The sequence below is a fragment of the Dokdonella sp. genome (genome assembly GCF_019634815.1).
In the GTDB taxonomy this organism is placed as follows: Bacteria; Pseudomonadota; Gammaproteobacteria; order Xanthomonadales; family Rhodanobacteraceae; genus Dokdonella_A.
The window spans coordinates 15,433-37,896 of sequence record NZ_JAHCAP010000026.1 but is presented as its reverse complement, the minus strand read 5'-3'; the positions used below and the strand labels follow the sequence as shown (position 1 = coordinate 37,896).

Below are 22,464 nucleotides of genomic sequence, written 5' to 3'. Positions count from 1 at the left end.
CCTTCCCGGTACGGCATGGGCTGCCTGAACGGCCTCCCGCACCTGCCGGCGGCATATCGCCCCCGGCCCACGTTGGACAGGAACGCAGCAGAGGGGCGAAACCGGACACGCGGGTTCAAGGGCGCTCCTGCGCGACCCGAGCCGAGCGAGCTCGGCTCTACAAAAGAACGCCAAGCCGGGCACACGCGCAATGACAAACGCCACCACCGTAGAGCGGAGCTTGCTCCGCTGCCCTGTTCCTTGCGCTGCCGGAGCCGAGCGAGCTCGGCTCTACAAGACGCGCCCCCGTAGAGCGGTGCTTGCTCCGCTGCCCCGGCCCTCACCCACCGCGCGCCATGCCAGCCTAGCGATTACCCGCCGAGGAACGGCGACGGCGGCTTGGCGCCGCGCCGTAGCCCGAGCGTGGCTCCTGGATCTTCGTGGGTGTGCGGCTGGCGATGTGCCCGCGCAGCCAGGCGGCGAAGGCTTCGGCTTCGAGCCGGCCTTCGGAGAGGGCGAGCATGGCAGTGTACTTTTCCGCGGCATCGGCGATGACGTCGACTCCGTTGACGATCAGGAACGTTCGGCATGCAACCCACGCAGTGCGCTTGTTGCCGTCGAGGAACGGATGATTGCGCGCAATGCCATGGACAAGCGCCGCTGCCAGATCGGCAAGATCCGGCGCTGGCTCGCCATAGGCATGCAGTTGCTGCGGCCGCGCCAGCGCCGATTCCAGCAGGGTCTCGTCACGGACACCGGACAGGCCGCCGTGCTCGGCAAGCTGGCGATCGTGAACTGCCAAGAGCAATCGCTTCTCGATCCAAACGATCATGACTCGACCTCATTGGGCCAGCTTGCGCAGCACATCGCGATCCTCGCGCATGATGCCTTCAGCCACGCCCATCTGCTGCTCGAACACCGGGTCGTAGGGTGCGAGCTTGATGCCGTCAGTGAGCTCGGTCACGAACAGCGTGTCGCCCTTGTCCACGCGCAGGCGCGCGAGCAATTCCTTGGGCAGGATGACGCCGACCGAATTGCCGACCGTGGTGATCTTGAGTCGCATGGAGGTGCTCCAGTGTGGTTCTTGGGTTGTTATAACACATGTTTCATTCCCATGAGCCGTTGCCGGGGAACACGATGACCCTTACGCGGCCCGAGCCGAGCGAGCTCGAACGTCACGAGCCGAGCGAGCTCGGCTCTACAAAACGCGCCCCGTAGAGCGGAGCTTGCTCCGTTGCCCTTGTTCTTTCGCGGCCCGAGCCGAGCGAGCTCGGCTCTACAAGACGCGCCTTCGTAGAGCGGAGCTTGCTCCGCTCCCCGGCGGCCGGTCGGGCCTGCCGGCCCTCCTACACAAGCGCGCGAACCAGGCCGGGCAAGCTCGAACGTCACGAGCCGAGCGAGCTCGGCTCTACAAGAGCGCCGCGCGCCAAGCACACGCGTATAGACAAACCCACCTTCGTAGAGCGGAGCTTGCTCCGCTCCCCGGCGGCCGGTCGGGCCTGCCGGCCCTCCTACACAATCGCGCGAACCAGGCCGGGCAAGCTCGAACGTCACGAGCCGAGCGAGCTCGGCTCTACAAGCCACGCGAAGCTGTGCGCAACGCGTGGACGAACGCGCTGATTTGACCGCCCCACGGCGAGCCGCGAGAATCGCGGTCCCTGTTCTTCCGCCCTGCCTCGTGGCTTCGATCCCGCCATCATCCAACGCCGCGCGCTGTCTCGCGGTGATTCCCGCGCGCAACGAAGGCGCGAGCGTCGCCGAGGTCGTGGCCGGCGTGCGGCAGGCGCTGGGCTGCGATGTGCTCGTCATCGACGATGCCAGCAGCGACGACACCCGGGCGCGCGCGGCCGAAGCTGGCGCGGTCACGCTGCGCTTGCCACTGGGCCTTGGTGCCTGGGGCGCCACCCAGACCGGGATCCGCTATGCATTCCGACATGGCTATGCCAGCGTGATCGCGCTCGACGCCGATGGCCAGCACCTGCCCGAGACCCTGCCCACCCTGTTCGCAACCCAGGCTGCGCACGGCGCCGATGTCGTGATCGGCACCTGCGTCGAGCGCCTGAGCCGCGCCAAGCGCGTCGCCTGGTGGTATCTGCGCCTGCTCACCGGGCTGCGGATCGCCGATCTCACTTCGGGCCTGCGCCTTTACGACCGCCGCGCGATCGAGCTGCTGGCCGGTCCCGATGCGAGCCTGCTCGATTACCAGGACATCGGCGTGCTCATGCTGCTCGCCCGCAAGGGCCTGCGCATCGAGGAAACTCCGGTGCCGATGCGCGAGCGGCGCGCGGGACACTCGCGGGTCTTCGCGTCGTGGCCCGTGGTGGCGAGCTACATGGCCCACACCACGGTGCTGTGCCTGTCGCGGCTCGACGCCGGCCGCCGCACCTCGCGCTCCACGCGCAGGACACGAGCCTCATGCTGAGCGGTCAGATCACTTCGGCAATACTCGGCGTGGCCATCGCGGGGGCGATCCTGTTCCTCGTGCGCCGCGACCACCTGCACGGACCATATGCCCTGTGGTGGCTTGGTGTCGCCGCGGCCACCTTCTTGCTCGGCGTGTTCCCGCAGTTGGTGGTGTGGATGGGCAACCTCACCGGCATCTTCTATCCGCCGGTGCTGCCGATCATCGTTGCCGTCGCGCTGATCCTGATCCGCCTGCTCAAGCTCGACATCGACCGATCGCGCCAGGAGCGCCAGTTGCGGCGCCTGACCCAGAAACTGGCGATCCTCGAGCTGGAACTCGATCGCCTCGGCGGCAGTCTGCCGCCCGCGGCGCGCGACGACGATCCCGACTGAGCAGCGCGGGCGCATGCGCATCCTGCACCTTGGCAAGTACTACGCGCCCGAGCGCGGCGGCATCGAACGACACACCCAGGCGCTGGCCGAATACTGCAGCGCACAGGGCGATGCGGTTGCCGCCCTCGTGCATGCACGGCCTGGACGGTGGCGCTCCACGCGGGAAACGCTCAACGGCGTGACGGTCTACCGCAGCGGCTGCGTGGCGGCGCCGGTGTACACGCCGCTCAGCCCCGCCCTGCCTTGGCAATTCATGCGCGTGCTGCGCGAGTTCAAGCCCGAACTCCTGCATCTGCACCTGCCCAATCCTTCCTGCTTTCTTGCCCTGGCGCTGCCAGCGGCACGGCGACTGCCGTGGATCGTGCACTGGCATGCCGACGTGCCACCCGATGCGCCCGATTGGCGCTTGCGTGTCGGATACCGTGCCTATCGTCCATTCGAGCAGGCGCTGCTGGCCCGTGCGCAGGCGGTGATTGCGACTTCGCAGGCCTATCTCGATGCGAGCCTGGCGCTGGCACCGTGGCGCAGCAAGACACAGGTGATTCCGTTGGGAATTGCCGATGAAGCGCGCGTCGAAGGCCATCCAGGATCCTGGCCGGCCGGCGAGGGCCTGCGCTTGCTCGCGGTTGGGCGCCTGAGTCGCTACAAGGGCTTCGACGTGCTCATCGACGCGCTCGTCGCGCGCAGCGAGGATCGCCTGCTGCTGATCGGCGCGGGCGACTGCGAGACACAGCTGCGTGCCCAGGCACAGGCACGCGGCGTGTCGGCGCGCGTGGCCTTTGCCGGTGATGTGGATGATGCGAGCCTCGCGCAGGCCTACGCCGGCGCCGAGGTGTTCGTGCTGCCCTCGCGCGATCGCGGCGAGGCCTTCGGTCTGGTGCTGCTCGAAGCCATGCGCGCCGGGCTGCCCGTGGTTGCGAGCGCCATTCCCGGTTCGGGGGTGGCCAGTGTGATTGCCGACGGCGAGAGCGGTTTGCTCGTGCCGCCCGATGACGCCGCTGCGCTCGCCGCTGCACTTGCGCGCTTCGATGATGCCGGCATGCGCACACGCTTCGGTGCGGCCGGACGCGCACGCTGGACGGATCACTTCACGCTCGCCCATTCGGGCGATGCCACGCGCCGTCTCTACTCCGCGGCCCTCGGGGCATCGGCACCGGCTTGATCGGCCCCGCATGCCTTGGCTGCACGATCCGGCGTAGTCACCGCGAGCACCAGCAGGCTCACCAGCAAGGGCGTGATCTGCAGCAGCAGGCGATTGACCGCCGAATAGCTCTGCGCGTAACGCGCCGCGGTGGTGAAAAGAAACAAACCGAGCATCACCGCAAAAGGCAGGGCGACGAAAGCCGCCATTCGCCGCGTCATTGGTGAGGTCGACCAGCGCCGGAAGTTGCCGACCAGCACCGCCGGCAGAACGAACCACAGCAGATTCCAGTTCCACTGTGCCCACAGCGCCGCGGCAAGCGCCGTCGCCGAGCTGCCGATCTGGCCGAGATCGAAAAATCGGCCGCTGTCGAGATAGCGTCGCGCCACGCCGATCCACGATACCCCCAGGGCAATCGATGCCAGCACCAGCGCCACCAGCACCACGAAGCCGATCGCGAAGCGCCGCACCTGCAAGCGCCGGGGCAAGGCGCGAAACACGCAAGCCACGCCGAGCAGGATGCTCCAGGCGGCTCCTTCGAGCTTGATCATCGGCAGCAGCACGATCGCAAGCGCGACGAAGGCGAGTTGGCGCCGCTCGCCGAGCGACCAGCGCAACCAGGCATGCGCTCCGAGCGCGAGTACCGCGGCGACCCACAGATCGGCATACCCGCCCAGCGCCACATGGGCATCGAACAGCGGCAACGAGCCCAAGGCATAGGCACCGGTCGCAGCCAGCAGCGGACGCACGCCAAGCGCGCGCCAATTGCCGTATTGCAACGCAAGCAGGGATACACCCAGACCCAACCAGGCCAGACCAACCAGCGGCTCGATCCAGTACACGCCCGCCGCAAACCAGACTGCGACCCAGGACACCAGCTCGGGGTAGAGCCAGGCGACGCCGGTACGGGTCGCCGATGCGCTCTGCGCAATCCACGTCTCGAAGGACACCGATGGCTCGATGCGCCCGGCCAGCACCCAGACCTTGGCCTTGGCGAGCCAGACCGCCCATGCATCCCAAGGCAGGATCGGGTGCAGCAGGATGTCTTCGAACAAAAGGCCGACGCGCCAGCACAACAGGGCCAGCGCAAATGCGATCCAGAGCCGATTTCCGGGCGTGGTGCGCCAAGTCGCGGGGGTATCGGGTGCGACGGGCATGCGCTTGTGCTGCGTCCACGCCAACATCCACAGCATCAAGCCGGCAATGACTGCGGTAGGTGCGACACGCGGCAAGGCCCTGGCCAGATCACCGGCGGCGAGCACGCGCACGAGCATGGCGCACAGCACCGCGCCGAGCATCCATCCGCCGCCAAGCGCACACCAGCGCTCGGCTGCACGTCGCGGCCAGCCGGCGAGCGCGATCCACGCACCACTGCCAAGCAGGAGCGTTGCAGCCCACACACTGAACAAGGCTGCGGCGCTCATCGCGAAGGCCCCAGCACGCGATACACCGCAAGGCGTGCGTCCTCTTCAAGGACCTCGGCATGAAATTGCTGACCACCAAAGCTCAGCATCCCGTTGCTGAAGGCTGCGGGCATGTCGTAGCGGGCAATGATCGTGCCTTTGGGCAGTCCGCGTCCGGGCAAGGCCGCGGCAACGCCGACGTTGAGCGGCGCGGCGTGATAGGCAAGACGGATCGCGACATAGGGCGAAAGGGAACTGAGCAGGATGTGTCGTCCGCTCGGCTCGTCGCGCAGCAGATGCTTGAGTTGCCCGGCGGCCCTGATCAGCTCGCCATCGGCAACGTGCGATTGACGCTGCGCCAATGCGCTGCTGCCCCAGACATCCTGATCGGTGCGCCGCTTGTAATCGAGATCGCGCAACCAGCACAGATCCAGCGCCAGCCATGCGATGCCGCAGCCGATCGCGACGAAACGCATCCATGCGCGACCGCGCAGGCCGAGGATCAACCAGGCCAGGATCGCCGCAATCGCCAAGGCAAGCGCGGCGACGAGCGGCGGCCGCAAGCCATGCGGCGACTTGTCGCCGATTTCGCTCGGCCCGATCGCACTGACCGAAACCAGCTGCCACGGTGTGTGCGCAAACCAGGCGCTGGCGAGCGCCTCGATCTGCCCTTGCCACGACGCCGCCGCCAATGTCGCCGTGCGCAGCGTGAACGGTCGAAACGCATCCTGTACGGGTACCAGCTGCGCAACCGGAAACTGGGCAAAACCGATCTCGCTGATCTGACCGCGCCAGGCAGCCACGCCGGACAGGTCGACGCTGACGGTGGCGCCGGCGCTCGGCCTGGGCAGTGAAATCGTTTCCACATCCTTGCCGTCGGCGCGGCGAAACACCAGCGACAGCTCGAGCGTGCGCGGAAAATCATCAATGCGGTAACTGAGCAGTGGAAAGCGCGCGGCATCCAGATCGGGCACCACGGCGGTTTGCAGGGCCGAAAAATCCGCATTGGGTGCAAGGATGCGCAAATCCTGCCCGAGCGGCTCGGCATCACCGAACACCGGCTGGAAACGACTGCCATGAAACACCCGATGTTCGCCCTGCACGGGCATGCTCCAGCGCGCGCCGGCCACCAGCAGCAACAGCAGCAACCACGCGGCCAGTACAGCCGCGCCAAACACCGCGACGCGAATGGTGCTCGCCATCAGCCGCCCAGCCCTTCGAGTTGCGCCAGCTCGGCAGCGCTGAAGCCTGCGCGCAGGCGCGCTCCGTGGTTGAACGGCCCGCGCAGACTGCCGCGCATGTGACGGCCAATGAGTTCGAGGAAAGTCGCCTGCGGCTCGACTCCTGCCCGCGCGCAGCACCAATCGAACCAGCGCGAGCCCGCGGCGACATGTGCAACTTCCTCGGCGAGGATGACTTCAAGCACGGCCACGGTGTCGAGATCGCCGACACTGCGCAGGCGCTCGATCATGCCCGGCGTGACATCGAGCCCGCGCGCCTCGAGCACCCGCGGCACCAACGCCATGCGCGCAAGGCAGGAGTCAGCGGTGCGCGTTGCCATTTCCCACAAGCCATCGTGGGCATCGAAATCGCCATAACGATGACCCAGTTGCTCGAGCCGCGCGGCAATCATCGAGAAATGGCGCGCCTCGTCGTCGGCGACGCGAACCCAGTCGGCATAGAACTCGGCCGGCATGCCGCGGAAGCGGTAGACCGCATCCCAGGCGAGGTTGATCGCATTGAATTCGATGTGGGCCACGGCATGCACGAGCGCCGCACGGCCTTCCCGCGTGCCCAGCCCGCGCTGGGCCAATTCGCGCGGCGACACCAATCGCGGGCGCGGCGGGCGTCCGGGCGCCACGATCGCCGTCACCGCCGGTGTCTCGCCAAGCGCGAGCCGGCCGATCGCGAAATCGCGCGCGGCCGCATGGGTGAGCGCAAGCTTGGCTGCGACTTCATCGCAGGCCAGACACGCCGCAGCGGCAGCAAACACCGTATCCGTCGCGCCAACCATGGCCGCCTCGCGCTCTCCGTCAGGCGGACGCGACGCGTCCTGCCGAAACTGCAAAGGAACCACACTCATGCGCGGCGATCAACCATACGTGCGTGAATGCGTGACGCGGTCGGCGCCCGCCAGCCGCGGCGATCCAGCCACATCAACTGATCACGCGGCGCTTGGCCTTGGCATCATCGGAACGCATGAACTCCAGGTCGGCCAGATAGGTCGGCTCGACACCGGTCACGTATTCACCGGAGAAGCACGAGGTATCGAAGGCTTCCAGGTTTTCGTTGCCGTCACGCACTGCCCAGATCAGGTCTTCGAGATCCTGGTAGATCAGTTTGTCGGCACCGAGGATGCGCTCGATTTCCTCGACGCTGCGGCCATGCGCAACCAACTCGGCGGTAGCCGGCATGTCGATGCCGTAAATGTTGGGGAAGCGCACCGGCGGCGCCGCCGAGGCAAGGTAGACCTTGCGCGCCCCTGCATCCCGCGCCATCTGGATGATTTGCTTCGACGTGGTGCCACGCACGATCGAGTCATCGACCAGCAGCACGTTCTTGCGTCGGAACTCCAGGCCGATCGGATTGAGCTTGCGACGCACCGACTTCAGCCTTTCGCTCTGTCCGGGCATGATGAAGGTGCGGCCGATGTAGCGGTTCTTGACGAAACCCTCGCGCACCGGCACGCCGAGAATCTGCGCCAGCGGGCCGGCCGCGGTGCGTGAGGTGTCGGGAATCGGGATCACCGCGTCGATGTCGTGATCAGGCATCTCGCGCAGGATCTTCTCGCCGAGTTTCTCACCCATGCGCAGGCGCGCCTTGTACACCGACACATCCTCGATCATCGAATCAGGCCGTGCCAGATAGACGTACTCGAAAATGCACGGCGCGTGCAATGCCGGTTCGGCGCAATGCCGCGCATGCAACTGGCCATCGAGCGTGAGCAGGACCGCCTCGCCCGGCGCGATATCGCGCAGCAGGCGAAAGCCGAGGATGTCCAGTGCCACCGATTCGGAAGCGACCGCATACTCCTTGCCGCTGGCGGTATCGCGCTCGCCGAGCACCAGCGGGCGGATGCCATGCGGATCGCGGAAGGCGAGCACGCCGTAGCCGAGCACCATCGCCACCACCGCGTAGCCACCGGCGCAACGCGCGTGGGTGCCGGCGACGGCCTTGAAGATGTGGTCGGGCGTGAGCGTGCGACGGTCCTGGATCTGCAGCTCGTGCGCGAGCACGTTGAGCAGCACTTCCGAATCCGAATCGGAGTTGACGTGACGGCGGTCGTCCTCGAACACCTCGCGACGCAGCGCCTGGGTGTTGATGAGATTGCCATTGTGGGCAAGCGCAATGCCGCAGGGCGAGTTCACGTACAGCGGCTGCGCCTCGGCCGAGCCTTCCGAACCCGCGGTCGGATAGCGGCAATGACCGATGCCGACATTGCCGCGCAGGGCCAGCATGCTGTCGTGGTTGAACACGTCGCGCACCAGCCCCGCGCCCTTGTGCAGGCGTAGCCGGTTGCCGTCGAGGGTGGCAATGCCGGCGGCGTCCTGACCGCGATGCTGGAGTACGGTCAAGGCGTCGTAGAGCGCCGCCGCGACTTCGGATTTGCCGACGATGCCGATGATTCCGCACATGGTGATGACTTCAATGGGATGGGGGTTGGGTGGCTGGCCCTTGCGGCAACACCTTGAGCGGGTCGCGCACGAGATTCTCCACCGGTTCGAGGTAATGCGCGACTTCGGCAGGCAGGCGCGCCGCCAGCCAGTCGGCGCCACGCTGGAAAGTCGGCAGCAGCCGTGATTCTTGCCACCACGGGTCCTGCCTGAACATCGCGCCGAGCACGAACACGATCAGCACGACCAGCGCCAGACCACGCACCAGGCCGAACACCATGCCCAGCAGGCGATCGCTGCCGGACAGGCCACTGCCGGCGATCAGCTTGCGCAGGATGTAGGCCACGATCGCGCCCAGCGCAAGCACCGCGATGAAGCACAGCACGTAAGCCAGCATGATGCGCAGCGAAGGCGTCGGCACGTGTTCGGTCAGGCGCAGCGCCAGCGCCGGGCCGAGCAGCCAGGCGAACCAGAACGCGCAGAACCAGATAACCAGCGCCAGCACCTCGCTGATCAGTCCACGCCACAGACCCATCAGCATCGACAGGCCGAGCACCGCGAGAATGGCGATGTCGACCCAGTTCACGGCCCAACCCGCGACCACACGCGGCGCGCGCGCTCACCGCCACGGCCCCGTTTGCCAGCGCTCGGATTTGCCGATGTTCTTGCTTGAACCATCGCGTGGATTCCGGCCAATCGCCCAGCCATCGAGGACCATGAAGCTTGTGTCACCTGATCGGCGCCGCCCAAGCCACTCACTGCGTCACGATCATGCCGTCGAGCTTGAGCTTGTCCTTGATCGAGTCGCGCAGCTTCTCGGCCTTGGCGCGCTCGACTTCCGGGCCGGCGCGCACGCGCCAAAGCGTGGTGCCGTTGCTGTTGACCTTGTCGACGAAGGCGGCAAAGCCGGCATTGCGAACGCGATCGCGCAGCTTGTTGGCATCCTCGGCGCTCTTGAGCGCACCCAGCTGCACCGCGAATGCACCGGCCTTGTGCGCAGGCAAAGCGGCTGCATCGGTGCGGGCATCATCGGCATTCTCGATCACGCTGCCGGGCACGCTCGGCTTGAACCGCTTGATGCGCAGACGCGTCGCCTCGGCCGCGGCGCGGTCGGTGAATGGGCCCACGCGCACGCGCTCGGCGGGCTTGCCCTGGAATTCGGTCGCTTCGGAATAGGCGACAAAGCCGCCCTTCTTGAGCGCCGCCACCAGATCGGCCGCGTTCCGGTTCGAGCTGTAAACGCCCAGATGCACATAGAAACGGCCATTGGCGGCAATCCCGGCTTCTTCGCGCGCGGCCGTCGGCTTGGCGAGCTCGGGCTTGCTCGCGGCTGGCTTGGGCGGTTCGGCCTTGCTTGCCTCGGGCTGGGGCGCGGGCGCCGCTGGCGTGGTGCCTGGCGTGGCATCGACCGGCTTGGGCGCGGTCGCGGTATCGACGCTGGCCACACGCTCGCCGCTGTTCGCAGCTTGCGGCGTGACGCTGAGATCGCGGGTCTGGAACTCGCGTTCAGGCACCGGGGGAATCGACAAGGTGGTCGTTTCCATCTTCTCCGGCTGGCGCGGACCGCTGCCGGACAGGAACATCGGCACGAAAATCACCGCCAGGGCAATCAGAACGGCGGCGCCGAGCAGGCGCTGCTTGAGCGACAGATCCATGGATCATCCACGATCAGGAAAACTTGGCGATTATACGTGAGCCCGACCTGCCACCGGCCAAATGGCGAACACGTTCCGGCCCGTGGTCAGCTCGCGTTGCCTGACAGGTGCGTGAGCGCGGCGGCAGCAACGAAGAACGAACCAAACGCGATGATGCGATCGCCGGGCTGCGCCACCGCGATCGCGGCATCGAGCGCGGCCGCCACGTTGATCGAGCCGCTCAGCGCCATGCCCGCGGGCAGGCGCGCCTGCAGCGCGACGAGCGACAGGCCACGCGGTGAATCGGCGTCGAGCGCCGCGAGAAACCAGCGCTCGATGTGCTGCTCGAGCGCAGCCGCGATGCCACCCACGTCCTTGTCGCCGAGCGCGCCGAACACGGCCAGATTGCGCCCGCGGATTGGCGTCGCGGACAGCCACTGTGCCAGCGCGCGAGCGGCCTGCGGATTGTGCGCGACATCGACGAACACCTCGGGCTCGTATGCGACGCGTTGCAGGCGCGCGGCCGCGTGGGCATGGCACACGCCTTGCGCAATGGCTGCTTCGTTCCAGCCACCGCGTCGGCGCAGTGCATGCACCACCGCGATCGCCGCTGCGGCGTTGGCGAGTTGCACTGGCGCGGGCAATTCGGGCAAGGGCAGGTCGAGCTGCGCGGAGTCGCAATGCCAACGCCAGCGATCATCCTCTGGCTGCCAGTGGTAATCGCGACCGGCGATCAGGCCGCGCGCGCCAATTCCGGCGAGCGCATCAAGCAAGCCTGCAGGCGCATCCGGACTGCCGACGACCGCCGGGCGGCCACGGCGGAAAATGCCGGCCTTCTCGTGGCCGATGCTGTCACGATCGTTGCCCAGCCATTCCTGATGGTCGAGGTCGACGGTGGTCACCACCGCAGCATCTGCGTCGACCAGATTGACCGCATCAAGGCGGCCACCGAGCCCGACTTCGAGCACGGCGACATCCAGCTGCGCCTGCGCGAACAGCCACAGCGCGGCGAGCGTGCCGAACTCGAAATAGGTCAGCGCGATGTTCTGGCGCGCGTGCTCGATGCGCTCGAAGGCCGAGACCCATGCTGCATCCTCGACATCGACACCCGCGATTCGCGCGCGCTCGTTGTAGCGCAGCAGGTGCGGCGAGGTGTAAGCGCCCACGCGCTTGCCTGCGGCGGTGTAGATGGCTTCGAGGAAGGCCACGGTCGAGCCCTTGCCATTGGTACCGCCTACCGCGACCACCAGCGGAGCAGGCGGTGGCGCCCCCAGTCTTCGCCACACCTCGCGCACGCGATCGAGGCCGAGCGCGATCGACTGCGGATGGATGCGCAGTTGGTATTCGAGCCACTCGGCAAGAGTGCTTGGCATGGACGATGACATTGGCGGTGTCGCCGCGGGCTCACAGTCGCAAGGTTCGCCGCGGTTTCCACGGCAGCTTGCCGCGCCAGTACAGAATCAGCAGGAAGCCGAAGGCGAGGCCGCCCAGATGGGCGAAATGCGCGACGCCCGCCTGCGTGCCGGTAACGCCGAGCACGAGCTCGAGAATGCCGTAGAGCACGACGAACAGCCGCGCCGGTATCGGTATCGCGAAATACAGCAGGATCCGATGGTGTGGATACAGCAGCCCATAGGCGAGCAGCAGCCCGAACACACCGCCCGAGGCACCGACCGTGGGGTAGTAGCCGTTCGGGAACAGGTGCAGCACCGCAAGCTGAGTCAGCGCGGCGCCGATCACGCACACGAAGTAATACAGCGCGAACGGACGCGCGCCAAAGGCCTCCTCGACCGGCCCGCCGAACATCCAAAGCGCGAGCATGTTGAACAGGATGTGCGACATGCCGCCATGCAGGAATGCGTAAGTCACCAGCTGCCACGGCTCGAAACCGACGACGTCACTGTAGGGCGACGGCCCCAGCGGCCACAGCGCGAACGGAATCGTCAGCGGATACGGCGGCTGCGAGTCGTGCAGCGCCATCTGCAGCAGGAACACCAGGATGTTGGCGATGAGCAGCGCGCGGGTGACGGGCGGCGTGCGGATGGGCATGCGGGCGATCGAAGGCAAAGAGTCGGCATTGTGACGCGTTTGCGCGGATCCTCGCAAAGACTTGCTGATCTTCCGCAGCGTTTGCCCGGCGACCGTGACACGAACCGGTACTGATCCCTTGCACTGGCAGCGGCGGCCGCAACCGGCGATCGCGATGTCGCGCACCAATCCCGCAGGGCGATGCCGTGCCGGTCGGTCGCGCACAAAGTCCCGGGCAAGGCGGATACAGCCGTGTCGACAAGGATGTCCGCCAGCGTTCAGTCACTGTTCGCATGCGAACAGCGCGCCCGCACAGGCCCCACTCAACGTGTCGCGGCGCAGGTCCGAAAAATTTCACCCTTCGGCAACATCTGCTTGATCGGGAAAGACTTTCATTGCCTTCCCTGCGCACGGCGCGTCCCGGATGCAATGCTGGCACGGTCCATGCTCTTGCATGGTCATGGACATCGCTCGCCCTGAACTCAAGATCAAGAAGCGCCGACGCCTGCTGATCCTCGTCGGCGTCGCCGCGCTCGCAGTCGCCGGCATCGGCATCGGCCTGGCCCGTCTCGGACCGGCCCTGCCCTCGGTCGAACGCAACAACGTCCTGATCGGCACGGTCGAGCGCGGCGAATTGCTGCGCGAAGTGCGTGGCCCCGGCACGCTCGTGCCGAAGGAAATTCGCTGGATCGCTGCCGAAACCGCTGCACGGGTGGAGCGCATCGTGGTAAAGCCGGGCGCTGCCGTGCAGGCCGACACCGTGATCATCGAACTGGGCAATCCGGAGGTGGAGACGCAACTGCTGGCCGCCCAGACCGCCGTCATTGCCGCTGAATCCGACCTTGCCGCCAAGCGGACCGATCTGCAATCGAAGCTGCTCGACGAAAAATCCGCCCTCGCCTCGGCAAACGCCGAATACGCTTCCTCGCGCATGCAGGCCGAAGCCGAAAAGCCGCTGGCCCAGAAGGGCATCATCCCGACCGTGCAATACAAGCGCACCCTGATCACGCTGGAACAATTGAAGTCGCGCGTGGAAATCGAGGAGCAGCGCGTGGCCGCATTCCAACGCAACATCGCGGCCCAGATCGCTGCCGAGAAGGCGCGCCTGGGGCAACTCGTCAACACGCGCGAACTGCGCCAACGCCAGGCCGATGCGCTGCATGTGCGCGCCGGCATCACCGGCATCCTGCAACAGGTGCCGGTGGAAGAAGGCCAGCAGGTCGCCGCCGGCGCGAACCTGGCCCGCGTGGCGCGTCCGGGCGATCTGATGGCCGAACTGCGCATCGCCGAAACCCAGGCCAAGGACGTGGCACTCGGCCAAGCGGTGCGCGTGGACACGCGCAACGGCATCGTCACCGGTCGCGTGCTGCGCGTGGATCCGGCGGTGCAGAACGGCAGCGTGCAGGTCGATGTCGAACTCACCGGCGAGCTCCCGCCCGGCGCGCGCCCCGACCTTTCCGTGGATGGCACGATCGAGATCCAGCGCCTGCCCGACGTGCTCCACGTCGGTCGCCCGGCGTTCGGCCAACCCGACTCCGACCTGCGCCTGTTCCGTGTCGATGCCGGCGGCGACACCGCCACCCGCGTGCCGGTGCGCCTTGGCAAGGCTTCGGTCAATCAGATCGAGATCCTGCAGGGCCTGGACGCCGGCCAGCGCGTGATCCTGTCCGACACCAGTGCCTGGGACCAGTACGACCGCATCCGCCTGAAGTGAACCGTCTTGCCAATCCTTTCCTGACCGAGCCGCTGACATGACCGTTGCAAACCTGATCCATCTCGATACGATCAAAAAAGTGTTTCTCACCGACGAGGTGGAAACGCACGCACTGGCCGACGTGCACCTGGACATCGCCAAGGGCGAGTTCGTATCGATCACCGGCCCTTCCGGTTGCGGCAAGTCCACCCTGCTCGCCATCCTCGGATTGCTCGATACGCCCAGCGGCGGCACCTATCGCCTCAATGGACGCGAAGTGGCCGACATCGATGCCAGCGAGCGCGCCCACATCCGCAACAAGGAAATCGGCTTCGTCTTCCAGGCCTTCAACCTGATCGGCGACCTCAACGTATTCGAGAACGTGGAGCTGCCGCTGACCTATCGCGACGGCGTCGGCAAGGCCGAACGCCGCCAGTGCGCAATCCAGGCGCTTGAGCGGGTCGGCATGGCGCACCGGGTGAAGCACTACCCTGCGCAACTTTCCGGCGGCCAGCAGCAGCGCGTCGCCGTTGCGCGTGCACTGGTCGGCGCGCCTTCGATCCTGCTGGCCGACGAGCCCACCGGCAACCTCGATTCGAAGAACGGCGAGGCGGTGATGAGCCTGCTCGAAGATCTGCACAAGGCCGGCTCGACCATCTGCATGGTGACCCACGATCCGCGCTACGCCGACTTCGCCCAGCGCAAGATTTTCATGTTCGACGGCCGCATCGTCGACGAGGACACCATGCACCGCCTGCGCCACGAAGAAGACCAGCGCCTCATGCGCCGCGCGGGAACCTGAGTGATGAGCCCCCTGCTCGGCGACCTTCGTCAGGCCTTGCGCAGCTTGCGCAAACATCCCGGCTTTGGGTTGACCGCGGTGCTCACGCTGATGCTCGGCATCGGCGCAGTGGCGGCGATCTTCACCGTCTACGACGCGGTGTTGCTCAAGTCCCTGCCCTTCGCCGATGCCGATCGCATCGTGCGCGTGATGCGCGAGCAGCCGCCGGTGCACAAGAGCCCCGTGTCGCCACCAGTGTTCCGCGAATGGAGCGAGCGCAGCGGCGGCGCCTTCGACGCCTTTGGTGGCTACACCCCGCAGACCGTCAACCTGACCGGCGCGGGCGCCGCCCAGCGCCTCACCGGCTACACCGTCACGCCGGGATTCTGGAACGTGTTCAGCCAACCGATCACGCTCGGCCGTGCCTTCGGCGAGACGGAAGAAAATGCCAACGAACGCGTGGTCGTGCTCGGCAATGCCCTGTGGCGCAACCGATTCGGCGCCGATGCGGGTGTCGTCGGTCGCGACATCCAGCTCAACGGCGAAGCCTGGCGGGTGATCGGCGTCGCCCAACCGGGCTTCGCCTACCCCGACGACGCGCAGCTGTGGACGCCGACCTTCCTGCCGGCCAACACCGCCGGCCGCGGCAGCAACTCCATCGCGCCGGTGGCGCGGCTCGCCCACGGCGTCACGCCGGCGCAGGCGCGCACGGTCATGCGCGGCATCACCGACTGGGAAGCGGCAAACTTCCCCGCGGAGAACGGCGGACTGACCGCCCAGGTCGAACGCCTGGATGAACTGGTCGGCCGCCCTCTGCGCGGTTCGCTGTCGGTGCTGCTGGGCGCGGCCCTGCTGGTGCTGCTGATCGCCTGCGCCAATCTCGCCAGCCTGATGCTGACGCGCGGCCAGACCCGCGCGCAGGAGCTGGCCGTGCGCAGTGCGCTCGGCGCCGGCCACACGCAACTCATGCGCAGCGTGCTGGCCGAAGCGATGGTGCTGTCGCTGGCCGGCGCCCTCGCCGCACTCGCCTTTGCGCAGTTGGCCGTGCCGGCGCTGCTGCGCCTCGCGCCGGATCTGCTGCCCGGCTACAACACGCCATCGATCGACTTGCGCGTGGTGATCGCGACCACCCTGGTCGCCGCGCTGACGCTGGCGCTGTTCGGCCTCGCGCCGGCCTGGCGCGCCGGCCGCGCCGATCCCGCACTGACCCTGCGCGGCAGCGGACGCGGCCAGGTCGGCAGCCGTGGCCAGGCGCGCGCGCGCGGCGTGCTGGTGGCCGCCGAAATCGCCTTGGCGATGACCCTGCTGGCGGGCGCGGGTCTGCTCATCGACAGCCTGCGCCAGTTGTCGAAACAGGATTCCGGCCTGCGCGATGTCGCCCAGGTGCTGACCGCAAAGTTCTCCCTGCCGACCCCGACCATGCAGCCCGGCGAGGACTTCGCCGCCTGGTATGCGCGCGTCAAGACTGCGCTCGACCCGCGCCTGACTGCCATCGAGGCGCGCCTGACCGCGCTGCCGGGGGTTACCTCCGTCGCCCTCACCAATGCCCTGCCCGCCTCGGGCGAGGGGGGCTGGAACGGTGGCTTCACCATCGCCGGCCGCGAAGTCCCCGAGGACGCCATCGCCGAGTTCCGCTTCGCCAGCCCGGATACCTTCCGCACCTTCGGCATCACGCTGAAGACCGGGCGCGCCTTCAACGCCACCGACGGCACGCGCGCGCTGTTCCCGACCGAAGTGCTGGTCAACCAGGCATTTGTCGATCGTTACCTTGGCGGCACCGACGCGCTCGGCGCGCAGGTGTCGATCTACGACGACTCGCCCAAGACCATCGTCGGCGTCATCGGCGACCTGCGCCAGCGCGGATTGGAGCAGCCGCCGGACGCCGAAGTCTGGTTCCCCATCACCACGGTGCCGATCGGCGACCTCGCCCTCGCGCTCAAGGTCCACGGCGATGCGCTGGCGCTGGTGCCTGCCTTGCGTCGCGCGATGCAGGAATCCTTCCCCGACGTGCCCGTGTTCGCCCCGCGCACCATGGACGAGGTGACCGGCCAGACCACACGCCTGCGCCGCTTCAACCTGACCCTGATGAGCGTCTTCGCAGGCGTGGCGCTGACCCTGGCTGCGATCGGCATCTACGGCGTGCTGGCCTGGATCGCCGCCCAGCGCCGACGCGAGATCGGCGTGCGCCAATCTTTCGGCGCCACCCGCGCCGACATCCACAAGCTGATGCTGCGCAGCGGGCTGGCCATGATCGTGCCCGGCATCGCCATCGGCCTGCTCGGCGCGCTCGCGCTCGGCCACCTCATCGCCAGCCAGCTCTACGGCATCGGCGAGGCCGATCCGCGCGTGCTCGGCAGCGTCATCGCGCTGCTGGCGCTGGTCGCCCTCGCCGCCTGCCTGATCCCGTCCTGGCGCGCCCTGCGCGTGGGGCCGATGGAGGCGCTGCGCGATGAATGACGGTTGCCGCCGGGGAGACTGCCGATGAACGCGCTGCCGTTGCTGCGCCAGGCGCTGCGCAACCTCGCCCGTTCCCCCGGCTTCAGCCTGGCCGCGGTCGGCATGCTCACGCTCGGCATCGCTCTTGCGGTCGCCATGTTCAGCGCGCTCGCCGGTGTGGTCCTGCGCGGCCTGCCGTTTCCACACAGCGACCGACTGGTGGTCATCCAGTCATCCAATCCGGCGCGCGGCATCGCGTATTCGTCGCTGACCGTGGCCGAAGCAAAACAGGTCGTCGCTGGCGTCGACGGCCTCGTCGTCAGCGCCTACTTCCAATGGAGCGGCGTCACTGTCGCCGACGACGGCCACCCGCGCGAGATCCAGACCCAGCAGGTCAGTGCCGGCTTCTTCGAAACGCTCGCGCAGGCGCCCCTGCTCGGGCGTACGCTCGACCGCGAGGACGCACGCGAAGGGCGCGCCGTCGCGGTGATCTCGCACGCCGAGTGGATCGATCACTTCGGCGGCGATCCGGGCGTCATCGGGCGGCGCCTGGATCTCATCGGCGACGCACCGGTCGAGATCGTCGGCGTGATGCCGCCCGGTATGCGCAGCCTGTTCGGCGGCGCCGCACTGTGGACACCGCTGCAGGAACGCGCGCTGCCCGAGCATCCGGCGCGCCGCCTCGACCGGCGCATGCTCGGGATGATCGCGCGGCGTGACGCGGGATCGACGTCGGCGCAGCTCGATGCCGCCCTCGCGCTGCGTCTTGACGCGCTACGCGGTCAACACGGCCTCGCCGATGAGGACTGGCAACTCACGGCGCAGCCCGCGCTCGACGCGGTGGTCGCTGATGCCCGTTCCACGCTGTGGGGTGCATTCTCGCTCGCGTTGATGGTGTTGCTGATCGCCACCGTCAACGTCGCGATCCTGATCGATGTGCGGCTCGCCGCGCGCCAGCGTGAACTGGCCTTGAAGCAGGCGCTCGGCGCAACGGCGACGTGGTTGGCGACCGGGTTGTTCGCCGAAGTCGCGCTGCTCGCGGGTGTGGCGGTTGCCTTGGGCAGCGTGCTCGCGTGGGCGGGTATCGAGGCGCTTCGCGGGCTGGCAAGCGGCAGCATTCCACGCACCGACGCAATTGCGCTTGACGGTCGTGTGCTCATCCTGGCGATCCTGCTCGGCCTGCTGGTTCCGCTGGCAACGCTTGCCATCGGCAGCTTGCGCGTGCGGGCCACGCCGGCCGCCGCGATCCATGCCGGTGGTCGCGGCCTCATCGGCCACACTCGGCGGCGCTGGCTGCCAGCGGCGGCGATGGGACTGTCGACAGTCTGTCTCGCCGTCGCTCTGGCGCTCGGCTTTGGTCTATGGCGCCTGCAGCGCGTCGATCCGGGTTTCCATAGCGAAGGCGTGTACGCCTTGCAGATGTTCCGCGAGAGCATGCAGGGCGACAGGCCGAGCGACGGGCCGGACGGTTGGCGCCAGTTCGCCGCGCAGGTGCAGGAACGCATCGCCGCGATTCCGGGCGTGGAAGCGGTCGCGATGACCACCGCGGCACCACTGTCCCGCATCGGCGGAGCTGCTGGCGAAGCACGCCGTGGCGACGATCCAGGCGTACCAGGCGTGCAGACTCTGCTGCGCCGCGTTTCCGCCGGCTATGCGACGCTGCTCGGCATACCGCTGCTCGAAGGCCGCAACATCGAAGCGAGCGACCGTGCCGGCGGCGAACCGGTCGCGGTATTGAACCGCTCGCTCGCGCGGCAGTTGTTCGGAGATGCGTCACCGCTCGGCCGAACGATCAGCCTGCCGCTCGGCCGTGACGGCCGCGGCGACTTTCGCGTGATTGGCGTCGTCGGCGACATCTCGAACGTGGACCTGCGCGCACGCGCGGAACCCGAAGTACTGGTGGCCTGGTCGCAACAGCCACGCGTCGCAATGACCTTCCTCGCCCGCAGCCGGGCTGGCGTTGGCGGCATCGGCAAGGCCATGCGCGAGGCCTTGTGGGCGGTCGATCCACGCCAGGCCATCACACGCGAATACGCGCTGGCGGACGAGATTGCCGACGGCCTGCGCCCGGCGCGCTTCTTTGCCGCCATCGTCGGCGCGTTCGCCCTGTCCGCGCTGCTGCTGGCGATGCTCGGCACGTATGCCGTGGCGGCACTGCAACAGCGTCGGCGCGTCGGTGAGTTCGGCCTGCGCCTCGCCCTCGGCGCGAAGGCGCGCGATCTCGCCCTCGCCGTCGTGCGCACAAGCGTGCTGTCCAGCGCGATCGGCATCGGTATCGGTCTGGGCGCAGTTGGTCTGGCACTGCGCCACATCGAACTCGACCCGGTCGGCATCCAGGGCATTCCGCCGCAGGCGCTGGCCGCGGCGATCGCGTTGATGGCGCTGGCCGCACTCGCCGCCAGCCTGCTGCCCGCGCTGCGCGCCGCCCGTGTCGCACCCATGGAGGCGCTGCGCGATGAATGACTGTCCCCCCAAACCACAAGACCAGGCCCAGGCCGCCCGCAGATTGAGCGCCTGCGCCCGCACGATGGACGCGCCCCCATGAACGCCCTGAAAGATCTCCGCTTCGCCCTGCGCAGCCTGCGCGCCCACGCCGGCACGAGCGCCTTTGCCGTCGTCACGCTGGCCTTGGGCCTGGGCGCGGCGCTGGCGATTCACGCGGTGGTGACAACCCTGCTGCTGCGCGACCTTGCCTACCCGGATTCGGAGCGCATCGTGCAGCTGCAGGAGCGCGCTGCCGACGGCCACCTGATGAACCTGGCCGAGCCCAATTACCGCGATCTCGCCGCGACCGGCGTGTTCTCCGCCAGTGCCTTCCATGGCGGCGGCGAAGGGCCGGTGAGCCAGGGCAGCCGCGTGCGCCGCGTGCTCACCACCTGGACCGGCGGCGCCTTCTTCGGCGTGCTGGCCACGCCGCCCGAACGCGGTCGCAGCTACGACGCCGATGAGCACCAACCGGTGGCGGTGATCTCGCACGCCTTCTGGCAGGGCATGCTCAACGGCCGCAACGACGTCATCGGCCAGACGATCGAGGTGGACGGCAGCCCCATGACCGTCATCGGCGTCATGCCGCGCGGCTTCGACTACCCGGCGGGCACCGCGGTATGGCTGCCCAATCCCGATGATCCCGGCCAGTCGCGCACGGCGCACAACTGGACCGGCATCGCCCGCCTGGCCGATGGACAAACGCTGCGTTCGGCGCAACTCGCCGCGACCACGTTGGCCACGCGCCTGATCCGCGAACACGGCGACGATCTCGACCTCACCGGCTTCGACCTCACGCCGCTGGCCCAGGCGCTGGCCGCGCCGGTGCGCGATGCCCTGCTGCTGCTCGCTGCCGGCACCCTGTTCCTGCTGCTGATCGCGGTGAGCAATGCGGCCAATCTGCTGCTCGCCCAGCATGCCGCACGCAGCCGCGAACTGGCCGTGCGCGCGGCGCTGGGCGCGAGTTCGCGCCGCCTGGCGCGTCAGGTCCTTGCCGAAGCGGCGCTGATCACCCTGGTTGCCTGCGTGCTGGGGCTGGGTCTGGCCTGGGCCGCGATTGCCTTGCTGGTGCAACGCGGCGAATCGGCGCTGCCGCGCGCCACGGAGATCGGCATCGACGCGGGTACCCTGGCCGCGGCGTGCCTGGCCAGTCTGATCATCGCTGCGGCGCTCAGCCTGACCGTGCTCGTCGTGCAGCGTCGGCGCGCGCCCGCCGCAGCCTTGCGCGAAGGCGGCCGCGGTCAATCGGCAAGCCGTGGACACCTGCGCCTGCGCGCCGCGCTGCTGGTCGGCCAGACCGCGCTCACCACCGTGCTGCTGGTCGGCGCGGGCCTGCTCGGGCGCAGCTTTCTCGGCCTGCTTGCGGTCGATCCGGGATTCGATGCCGCGCAGGCGACCACCGTGCAGCTCGCGCGCCCGTTTTCGCGCGATCCAGCCGTGGCTGCGGAAACGGCACGCCGCTACGCCGCGATCATCGACGCACTGCGCGCGATTCCCGGCGTGCAGGCCGTGGGCGGCGTCAACGCGCTGCCGCTGGATGGCGGCGCCAACGGTGCTTTCTGGGACGGCAGCGTGACCGACCTTGCCAAGGCGCCCAAACCCATCGGCTACGCCGAATTCCGCGTTGCCAGCGATGGCTACTTGAAGGCCATCGGCATTCCGCTGCTCGCCGGACGCGGTTTCGATGCCGGCGATCGCGCCGATACCGCGCAAGTGGCGTTGATCAGCGCCGCCGCCGCACGCGCGACCTGGGGCAATGCAGATCCCGTCGGCAAGCGCATCCAGTACGGCAACATGGACGGCGATGAGCACGTGCTGACCATCGTCGGCGTGGTCGGCGACGTGCATGAGCAGCGCCTGGATCGAGCGCCTGCAGGTGCGGTTTACGTGAATCTCGCCCAGCGACCGCTGGCAGCGGCGAATTTCAACCTCGTGTTGCGCTCGGCGCTGCCATCCGAACGCCTTGTGCCGGTCCTGCGCGAGATGCTCGACCGCAACGCCAGTGACATTCCGCACGCCATCGCCCCGCTGGCAGCCACGCGCGCGACCGCATTGGCTGACCGCAGCTTCAGCTTGCTACTGCTGAGCGTGTTCGCGGCCGTCGCCTTGGTCCTCGCCCTGGGCGGCCTGTACGGACTGATGAGTTTCGCCATCGGCCAGCGCGACCATGAGCTGGCCCTGCGCCAGGCCCTCGGCGCGTCCGCAGGACGCATTGCCCGCAGCGTGCTCGGCAGTGGCTTGCGCATTGGTCTGTTGGGCATCGGTTTGGGTCTGACTGTCGCCTTGGTCGGCCTGCGCACGCTCGGCCGGCTGCTTTACGGCATACCGGCACACGATCCATGGACCCTGTTCGCCGTTGCCACCCTGCTGCTGGCATGCCTGCTCGCCGCCTGCGCGCTGCCGGCCCGGCGCGCCGCGCGCATCGCGCCCAGCGCCGCACTCGGCTGAGCCCTTCGCTGCCCCATCTGCCCACGG

The 22,464-nt window shown here is 68.0% G+C and carries 18 protein-coding genes; 8 read left to right on the top strand and 10 right to left on the bottom strand.

Annotated features, from left to right (window positions below; all coding sequences use genetic code 11):
* Positions 1-343: 343 nt before the first annotated feature.
* Both KF759_RS12145 and KF759_RS12140 read right to left on the bottom strand, forming a co-directional pair.
* Positions 344-811, bottom strand: a complete 468-nt coding sequence (locus KF759_RS12145) for a type II toxin-antitoxin system death-on-curing family toxin (protein ID WP_291225880.1) — start codon at positions 809-811, stop codon at positions 344-346.
* A 9-nt stretch (positions 812-820) separates the two neighbouring features.
* Positions 821-1,042, bottom strand: coding sequence for an AbrB/MazE/SpoVT family DNA-binding domain-containing protein (locus tag KF759_RS12140; RefSeq protein WP_291225878.1), 222 nt, complete (start codon positions 1,040-1,042; stop codon positions 821-823).
* Positions 1,043-1,657: 615 nt separating this feature from the next.
* On the opposite strand from KF759_RS12140, the gene KF759_RS12135 reads away from it, so the two are divergent.
* The 3 genes from KF759_RS12135 to KF759_RS12125 are packed head-to-tail and all read left to right on the top strand — an operon-like array spanning position 1,658 to position 3,937.
* A complete protein-coding gene (locus KF759_RS12135) occupies positions 1,658-2,401 on the top strand; it encodes a glycosyltransferase family 2 protein (RefSeq protein ID WP_291225876.1) in 744 nt (247 codons plus the stop codon).
* Positions 2,395-2,775 carry a DUF2304 domain-containing protein gene (locus KF759_RS12130; RefSeq protein ID WP_291225875.1) on the top strand — a complete coding sequence of 127 codons (381 nt, stop codon included), beginning with the start codon at positions 2,395-2,397 and terminating at the stop codon, positions 2,773-2,775. The genes KF759_RS12135 and KF759_RS12130 overlap by 7 nt, the downstream gene beginning before the upstream one ends.
* A 13-nt stretch (positions 2,776-2,788) precedes the next feature.
* Positions 2,789-3,937: a glycosyltransferase gene (locus KF759_RS12125; RefSeq protein ID WP_291225873.1), complete on the top strand. Its 1,149-nt coding sequence runs from the start codon at positions 2,789-2,791 to the stop codon at positions 3,935-3,937.
* On the opposite strand, the gene KF759_RS12120 is transcribed toward KF759_RS12125, so the two are convergent.
* From KF759_RS12120 to KF759_RS12085, 8 genes are all read right to left on the bottom strand, one after another.
* The gene (locus KF759_RS12120; RefSeq protein WP_291225871.1) at positions 3,901-5,340 is read right to left on the bottom strand and encodes a hypothetical protein; all 1,440 of its coding nucleotides are present in this window, start codon (positions 5,338-5,340) and stop codon (positions 3,901-3,903) included. The two genes, KF759_RS12125 and KF759_RS12120, sit on opposite strands and share 37 nt — an antisense overlap.
* The gene (locus KF759_RS12115) at positions 5,337-6,521 is read right to left on the bottom strand and encodes a hypothetical protein (protein WP_291225869.1); all 1,185 of its coding nucleotides are present in this window, start codon (positions 6,519-6,521) and stop codon (positions 5,337-5,339) included. The genes KF759_RS12120 and KF759_RS12115 overlap by 4 nt, the downstream gene beginning before the upstream one ends.
* Positions 6,521-7,333 (bottom strand): ferritin-like domain-containing protein, encoded by an 813-nt coding sequence (locus tag KF759_RS12110; RefSeq protein ID WP_291225867.1) that lies wholly within the window; start codon positions 7,331-7,333, stop codon positions 6,521-6,523. The genes KF759_RS12115 and KF759_RS12110 overlap by 1 nt, the downstream gene beginning before the upstream one ends.
* Before the next feature lie 142 nt (positions 7,334-7,475).
* Positions 7,476-8,954, bottom strand: coding sequence for an amidophosphoribosyltransferase (gene purF, locus KF759_RS12105; RefSeq protein WP_291225864.1), 1,479 nt, complete (start codon positions 8,952-8,954; stop codon positions 7,476-7,478).
* 10 nt (positions 8,955-8,964) lie between these two features.
* Positions 8,965-9,519 carry a CvpA family protein gene (locus KF759_RS12100; protein ID WP_291225862.1) on the bottom strand — a complete coding sequence of 185 codons (555 nt, stop codon included), beginning with the start codon at positions 9,517-9,519 and terminating at the stop codon, positions 8,965-8,967.
* 169 nt (positions 9,520-9,688) lie between these two features.
* Positions 9,689-10,588, bottom strand: a complete 900-nt coding sequence (locus KF759_RS12095) for an SPOR domain-containing protein (protein WP_291225860.1) — start codon at positions 10,586-10,588, stop codon at positions 9,689-9,691.
* 86 nt (positions 10,589-10,674) lie between these two features.
* The gene (folC, locus tag KF759_RS12090; RefSeq protein WP_291225859.1) at positions 10,675-11,940 is read right to left on the bottom strand and encodes a bifunctional tetrahydrofolate synthase/dihydrofolate synthase; all 1,266 of its coding nucleotides are present in this window, start codon (positions 11,938-11,940) and stop codon (positions 10,675-10,677) included.
* Positions 11,941-11,971: 31 nt separating this feature from the next.
* Complete coding sequence (locus KF759_RS12085) at positions 11,972-12,616, bottom strand: rhomboid family intramembrane serine protease (RefSeq protein ID WP_291225857.1); 645 nt, start codon at positions 12,614-12,616, stop codon at positions 11,972-11,974.
* 439 nt (positions 12,617-13,055) lie between these two features.
* Here KF759_RS12085 and KF759_RS12080 point away from each other — a divergent pair, with 439 nt between their 5' ends.
* The 5 genes from KF759_RS12080 to KF759_RS12060 all read left to right on the top strand — a co-directional run bounded on the left by KF759_RS12080 (position 13,056) and on the right by KF759_RS12060 (position 22,437).
* Positions 13,056-14,309 carry an HlyD family efflux transporter periplasmic adaptor subunit gene (locus tag KF759_RS12080; RefSeq protein WP_291225855.1) on the top strand — a complete coding sequence of 418 codons (1,254 nt, stop codon included), beginning with the start codon at positions 13,056-13,058 and terminating at the stop codon, positions 14,307-14,309.
* A gap of 37 nt (positions 14,310-14,346) precedes the next feature.
* Positions 14,347-15,090: an ABC transporter ATP-binding protein gene (locus KF759_RS12075; RefSeq protein WP_291225853.1), complete on the top strand. Its 744-nt coding sequence runs from the start codon at positions 14,347-14,349 to the stop codon at positions 15,088-15,090.
* Between the two features lie 3 nt (positions 15,091-15,093).
* Entirely contained in the window at positions 15,094-17,526 is a 2,433-nt protein-coding gene (locus KF759_RS12070; protein WP_291225851.1) for an ABC transporter permease, read from the top strand.
* 24 nt (positions 17,527-17,550) lie between these two features.
* Complete coding sequence (locus KF759_RS12065; protein ID WP_291225849.1) at positions 17,551-19,968, top strand: ABC transporter permease; 2,418 nt, start codon at positions 17,551-17,553, stop codon at positions 19,966-19,968.
* A 78-nt stretch (positions 19,969-20,046) separates the two neighbouring features.
* The gene (locus tag KF759_RS12060) at positions 20,047-22,437 is read left to right on the top strand and encodes an ADOP family duplicated permease (RefSeq protein ID WP_291225847.1); all 2,391 of its coding nucleotides are present in this window, start codon (positions 20,047-20,049) and stop codon (positions 22,435-22,437) included.
* Positions 22,438-22,464: the final 27 nt, after the last annotated feature.

Bases quoted from the DNA above. Each gene is read 5' to 3' on its own strand.
- KF759_RS12145 (WP_291225880.1), bottom strand. From the start codon at position 811: ATGATCGTTTGGATCGAGAAGCGATTGCTCTTGGCAGTTCACGATCGC.
- KF759_RS12140 (WP_291225878.1), bottom strand. From the start codon at position 1,042: ATGCGACTCAAGATCACCACGGTCGGCAATTCGGTCGGCGTCATCCTG.
- KF759_RS12130 (WP_291225875.1), top strand. From the start codon at position 2,395: ATGCTGAGCGGTCAGATCACTTCGGCAATACTCGGCGTGGCCATCGCG.
- KF759_RS12125 (WP_291225873.1), top strand. From the start codon at position 2,789: ATGCGCATCCTGCACCTTGGCAAGTACTACGCGCCCGAGCGCGGCGGC.
- KF759_RS12120 (WP_291225871.1), bottom strand. From the start codon at position 5,340: ATGAGCGCCGCAGCCTTGTTCAGTGTGTGGGCTGCAACGCTCCTGCTT.
- KF759_RS12115 (WP_291225869.1), bottom strand. From the start codon at position 6,521: ATGGCGAGCACCATTCGCGTCGCGGTGTTTGGCGCGGCTGTACTGGCC.
- KF759_RS12110 (WP_291225867.1), bottom strand. From the start codon at position 7,333: ATGGTTGGCGCGACGGATACGGTGTTTGCTGCCGCTGCGGCGTGTCTG.
- purF (WP_291225864.1), bottom strand. From the start codon at position 8,954: ATGTGCGGAATCATCGGCATCGTCGGCAAATCCGAAGTCGCGGCGGCG.
- KF759_RS12095 (WP_291225860.1), bottom strand. From the start codon at position 10,588: ATGGATCTGTCGCTCAAGCAGCGCCTGCTCGGCGCCGCCGTTCTGATT.
- folC (WP_291225859.1), bottom strand. From the start codon at position 11,940: ATGCCAAGCACTCTTGCCGAGTGGCTCGAATACCAACTGCGCATCCAT.
- KF759_RS12085 (WP_291225857.1), bottom strand. From the start codon at position 12,616: ATGCCCATCCGCACGCCGCCCGTCACCCGCGCGCTGCTCATCGCCAAC.
- KF759_RS12080 (WP_291225855.1), top strand. From the start codon at position 13,056: ATGGACATCGCTCGCCCTGAACTCAAGATCAAGAAGCGCCGACGCCTG.
- KF759_RS12075 (WP_291225853.1), top strand. From the start codon at position 14,347: ATGACCGTTGCAAACCTGATCCATCTCGATACGATCAAAAAAGTGTTT.
- KF759_RS12070 (WP_291225851.1), top strand. From the start codon at position 15,094: ATGAGCCCCCTGCTCGGCGACCTTCGTCAGGCCTTGCGCAGCTTGCGC.
- KF759_RS12065 (WP_291225849.1), top strand. From the start codon at position 17,551: ATGAACGCGCTGCCGTTGCTGCGCCAGGCGCTGCGCAACCTCGCCCGT.
- KF759_RS12060 (WP_291225847.1), top strand. From the start codon at position 20,047: ATGAACGCCCTGAAAGATCTCCGCTTCGCCCTGCGCAGCCTGCGCGCC.